The organism is Massilia sp. CT11-108, from assembly GCF_047302915.1.
In the GTDB taxonomy this organism is placed as follows: domain Bacteria; phylum Pseudomonadota; class Gammaproteobacteria; order Burkholderiales; family Burkholderiaceae_D; genus Telluria; species Telluria orientalis.
In genome coordinates this window covers 1-4,755 of sequence record NZ_JBKYMO010000426.1, presented here as the reverse complement: position 1 = coordinate 4,755, position 4,755 = coordinate 1, and the positions used below count along the sequence as shown (strand labels likewise).

The following is a 4,755-nucleotide window of genomic DNA, read 5'->3' as shown; positions in this document are numbered from 1 at the left end:
GGGGGCCCTGCGCCCCGCCGGGGGGGGGGGTGGGGGGGCGGGGGGGGGTGTGGGCCCGCTTATGCCGCGGCCCATAAACCGCCCCCGAGTATCCCAAGCGGCCCTCAAGGGCGCGGGCTCGGTACGGTTGCAGGGGATTTGGTATATTTCCGATATGCAACTAGAGTTGTTTCCATACGACAGTCTTGGGCCGACGGAGCTTCAAACGATCTACAGTGAAATACGGCGCTCGTATTGGGTTATCCGTAATCTCCGCGACGGCCGTTTCGGGCAGGCCCGGTTGAGGAAGCAGTATCGCGTTGTCGAGGTCAAAAAAAAACGCCTGCTGTTGGCAGGCGTCTCAAAGCGTGAAATTTTGGACCTTCTAGCTTGCTGTCGGCTTCAATGTAGCCGGTATAAGCATCCGTTTAAACCATGCGCGTACTGTTGATTTTCGTGACGAATCACGGCGACGTCGAATTTCGCATAATCTATATTATGTCAAATGACGTTTATCGAGACAGCCGAGGGATGCCTTCCCTGGCAGAGTAAACTGCTTTCCGGCAGAACGTCGGGCATGTCGTACATGTCGTCCCGGAGGCAGATGGATCACTGCCATGTGCACGCGCTCGTCTTGCCATGGCATCGGGGTCTGGACGCGGTGGCCGGGCTGCCTACGGCCGTGTCGCCAGCTCCGTGGGCTCCGAGAACGTCTCGGCGCCGCGCGCGTGCGCGCAATCGAGTTGAATCAGCCTGCCCGACCTCGGGCGTCGATCTGCAGGCGGCGCTGGAATCCAATCGGGATCGAAGCCGCGCCTGCGGCATCGGGAGGCGCGCTCCGCAGTTTGGATGGGCCGCATCGTCTCGGCGGTGCCTGAGAGCTCGCGGTGCGCTCCGCAATTCGAATGGTATTGCCTCGTCTCAGCGGTGCCTCAGGACGTAGGCCGCGGCGCGGCATCGATATCGATGCCGTAGCTCCCGGATCAGGCGGCACGCTTCGGAAGTCGATGCGCCAAGTCTTGTTTCGGTGGTGCTGAGAACTCGCGATGCCCCGTGGCGTCGCCAGCCAAGCCCGGACACCGAGGGAACATCAATCGCAATAAAAAATGAAATGGCAGGCTCCGCAATTCGTAACGCCATCTCGCCCCGATTCTGCGAGAGTTGAGCGACAACAGGGTTTGCAGTCAAATAAATTCCGATAATGCTGACGAAAGCGGATATTCCCAAACCTTTTCTTTCCCCTATCGGGGTCTTATTCAAGCCTAATAAACTCGACATTAGTGGAAATAATGTCGATTTGAATAAAAGGGCGGTTAAAAATATTCCGAGTCAACAATATACAGCCGAAATGACCTCATTATCCGACCGAATAGGCAAGTCTGCCTTTTCAATCGTCAGTATTTTCCCGCTCCAGTAGGAAACTCCTTCCCAAAAGACGCGCTCTCTCGCCCTGACCCCTATCAACAACGCCGAGCCCGTTTGTCACGATAGTGGACGGCGCGGGAATGGCGCCTGCCCTCTGCCGGTTCCAATGCTGCAAGCTATTTCAATGGAAAGGAGTACTGTCGTGAAACATTCTGCTATCGAAATCGGGACTCAACTGGAGGCCGCAGCGCCGCAACTGAGGACTGTGGAGACCATGCTGCAAGACATGGAAAGCAATGTGGCGCCGAATGCGCGTGCGGTCGCCCAGGGAAAATCGAAGCCCTTCCTGCCGACGATGCCTGCGGCCGAGTATGAAGAACTTAAATCGAAACTGCGGGCACAGGACCGGATGGGCGAGAAGCCGGTCGAGGCGGACATGGAAGCCGAAGCCCTCCCCCGCGCGCCCATCGTCCTCGTCGGTCCGAATTTCGCGGGTGCGACCGACGTCGACGGCCTGATGCCGCCGGACACGCATGGCGCGGTGGGTCTCGATCATTTCGTCGAGGTGACCAACTCCCACATCGATATCTTCCTGCGGACCAATCCCAGCCAGCGCACCAGCATTTCGCTGGCCGCCTTCTTCGGCTATAGCACCCGCGTGCTGTTCGACCCGCGCGCCGTGTACGACAGCGTGTGGAACCGCTGGGTCGTCACGGCGGACGCGTTCCAGGAGTCGAGCACGCGCCAGCTCTTCTTCGTCGCGATCTCCACCACGTCGAATCCGCTCGGCTCGTATTTCATCTACGCGCTGAACGTGACCTTCAATGCGGGCGATTTCTGGGATTACCCGCAGCTCGGCTACGACCAGGACGCGGTCATCATCACGGCCAACGTCTTCACGTCGTCCGGCGGATTCCGGGGTGCGGACATGTTTGCGGTGGCGAAAGCGCGCCTGTACAACGGGCTCGGCTTCTCGGTTCCCGTCTTCACGGGCCTGCGCGCCACGCTCGCGCCGCCGATCGTGCTCGACCAGAATGCCCGCACGTACCTGGTCGCCGCATCGGGCGGCAGCAGTCTGAGCCTCTACACGCTCACCAATTCGAGCCGGCCGAACGCGATCCAGCTGACGGGACCGGTGAGCGTGGCGGTGCCCGCCTACACCGCCCCGCCCGACGCGCCGCAGCCGGGCACGACGTCCACGCTGGATACGCTCGACGGCCGCTTCGTCAACGCCAGTACGCAGACCGGCGACTTCCTGTGGCAGGTTCATACCGTCAACCTGGTGGGCTATGCGGCGCCCAAGTTCTACCAGATCAATACGGCCACCAGTGCGCTCGTGCAGAGCGCGTTCTTCTTCGGGACGTCGACGTCGTTCGACTTCAACGCGGCGATCGCCGCCAACGGCGCGAACGACATCTACGTGACCTGGACGATGACCGACCCGCCACGCGGTACCAACGCCCAGGTGCGGTTCTCGGGCTTCGACCACAACAACGGCACCACGTATTCGCTGAGCCCGGGCATCGCGGCGTTCACGAGTCCGACGTTCTTCACGGGCGGCCGCTGGGGCGATTATTCGGCAGTGACGGTGGATCCGCGCAACACGCGGCGCGCGTGGCTGGTCAATGAGGATGTCCTGACCAACCACGACTGGGGCAGCCGGATCGTCGGCATCGGCTTCGCGTCGTGATCAGCGGATGCCGCTGTCGTAAATGATGCGTACCGGCGTGAACTGGTCCTTTCCCACCGTGACCGTTTGCGCCGGCGCCTGCGGATAGATGGCCTCGGATTCCGGTTGCAGGACGTACGTGCCGGGCTCGAGGATGATGCGGAACCGGCCGTCGGAATCGCTGCGGACCTCCGCCACGCGGCGCCCTGCCCCATCCGCCACGGCGATCAGCGCCTGGTACGGGCGCTGGTTGACCATGCACGGCCATTCGACCGGGCTCACCGGGCGCAGGATCACCTCGCCGTCGATACCGCTGGTAGCGTGAGCTGGAAGCACCATGCATCCAGTATAGTCACGAAAACGCGCAGCGTAAGGCGCTTACAGGATGCCGCGGCCGTTCACGGAAGCGATGATCTCGTCGTAGCGCTCGTTGTCGGTCTTGTGCAGATAAGCGGCCGTCGTCGCGATGTTCGCATGGCCCGCCGTGTCCTGCAGCGTCTTCAGCTGCACGCCGTTGTTCGCATGGTTCGTCAGCATGCTGTGGCGCAGCCAGTGCGCGGATGCCTGGCGCAGCGTGGCGGCCGTGTCGGCGTCGCCGCGCCCGTCCGCCACGCCTGCCGCGTCGGCGAAGATCGCCTTGATGGCTTCCGAGGCCGCTTCGTCCGTGATGCGCGCGAGCTCGCGGCTGCGGCTGGACAGGACGAGCGGCGTGCGGTCGGTCCGACCCGTCTGCGGCAACAGGCCGAACGCCTGGCGGTAGGTTCGAAACGCGTCCAGCATGTCCGGCGGCACCGGCAGGCGGCGCGGCTTGTTGCCCTTGCCGAGGACGTCGATCCACCAGCGGCCATTCCCTTCCGTGTAGATCGAGCCCATCGATGCACCCACGATCTCGTTCAGGCGCGCACCCGTATGCGCGAAGGCGACGAGCAGGAAGCGGTCGCGGGCGCGGCGCTTGAGCGCGGCCGGCGTGTCGGCAGCACGGTGTGCGACGGTCTCCAGCGCCAGCGCGATCGCGCCCTGCGTCAGGTAGCGCGTAATGCGGCTCGCGGACGGCGCCCGGACGTTGCGCACGAGCGCGCCCGGGTTGCGGCGCAGATAGCCCGTCTGCTCGGCAAAACCCAGCAGGCCCTTCACGGCGATCATCGCCTGTCTCCGGCTCGCGTCGGACAGCGGTCCCGTGAACGGCCGGTAGCGCGCATCGGTGCGTGGCCATTTCGTCGTGCAGACCCACTCGGGCGGCGGGTTCTTGAGGAATTCCTTGTACGCGTTCAGGTCGGCGACGTTCAGCTGGGCCAGCGTCTTTTTCGCTTCCTCGCGGCACCAGGTCAGGAAGCGGAACAATTCCTTTTGGGTGTTCTGGATGGATTTCGCGCTCAGTTCGCCGTGGGCGATGAATTCGCGCGCCAGTTCGATGTCCGTGGTCGCTTCCGTGATCGCGTCCTCGGCCTGGCGGTACATCTTGACGTGCAGGCGACCGCTCGCGCCGGTCGTGATCGCTTCCGGTATCGTTGGACCAAGGTCGATGGGCGTGAAGTTCGGCATGGCGGCGCTGGGATGACTGTGTTTTTATACAGTATAACAGCTCGGCAGCAGACGGCCCAGCGCCGGCGTTGATTTAGTCCAGGAGTCGCTGCCGCGTCGCGGCCAGGATCTCGTCGCCCAGCGCCGGATCGTCGACCGCCCGCGCGAGCGTCACCGCGCCCACCATCGCGGCCAGCGCCAGCATGGCGTCGGCCCGCGCG

3 protein-coding genes are annotated in these 4,755 nt (G+C 63.3%); 1 reads left to right on the top strand and 2 read right to left on the bottom strand.

Features of this window, described 5'->3' with window-relative positions:
- Nucleotides 1-1,546 precede the first annotated feature (1,546 nt).
- Nucleotides 1,547-3,034, top strand: coding sequence for a hypothetical protein (locus ACEN88_RS24525; protein WP_413343874.1), 1,488 nt, complete (start codon nucleotides 1,547-1,549; stop codon nucleotides 3,032-3,034).
- Here ACEN88_RS24525 and ACEN88_RS24520 read toward each other — a convergent pair whose 3' ends face one another.
- Nucleotides 3,035-3,349 carry a carboxypeptidase-like regulatory domain-containing protein gene (locus ACEN88_RS24520; RefSeq protein ID WP_413343872.1) on the bottom strand — a complete coding sequence of 105 codons (315 nt, stop codon included), beginning with the start codon at nucleotides 3,347-3,349 and terminating at the stop codon, nucleotides 3,035-3,037. It lies immediately after the preceding gene.
- Nucleotides 3,350-3,391: 42 nt separating this feature from the next.
- Entirely contained in the window at nucleotides 3,392-4,555 is a 1,164-nt protein-coding gene (locus ACEN88_RS24515) for a tyrosine-type recombinase/integrase (protein WP_371765657.1), read from the bottom strand.
- Nucleotides 4,556-4,755: the final 200 nt, after the last annotated feature.

Excerpts from the sequence above, each read along its gene's own strand:
- ACEN88_RS24515 (WP_371765657.1), bottom strand. The coding sequence starts at position 4,555 with ATGCCGAACTTCACGCCCATCGACCTTGGTCCAACGATACCGGAAGCG.